The sequence below is a fragment of the Limosilactobacillus panis DSM 6035 genome, assembly GCF_001435935.1.
Classification (GTDB): Bacteria; Bacillota; Bacilli; order Lactobacillales; family Lactobacillaceae; genus Limosilactobacillus; species Limosilactobacillus panis.
This window is the reverse complement of record NZ_AZGM01000120.1, coordinates 1-213: the sequence shown is the minus strand read 5'-3', so window position 1 is coordinate 213 and position 213 is coordinate 1. Positions and strand designations below refer to the sequence as shown.

Here is a 213-nt window from a genome sequence, read left to right as displayed (position 1 = left end):
TCTCCTCGACTACCTGTGTCGGTTTGCGGTACGGGCAGTTGAATACTCACTAGAAGCTTTTCTCGGCAGTGTGACATCAGCGACTTCGTTACTAAAATTTCACTCCCCATCACAACTTGTCAACCCGCAACTAAGCATTTGACTCAGTTACTGACTTGTTGCTTGGCCGCACTCTTCCAATCATGCGGTTCGCTTAGCCTCCTGCGTCCCTCC

1 rRNA gene is annotated in these 213 nt (G+C 50.2%); it reads right to left on the bottom strand.

The features are described 5' to 3' along the window. A 23S ribosomal RNA gene (locus FD32_RS07195) occupies positions 1 to 213 on the bottom strand; the annotation flags it as partial.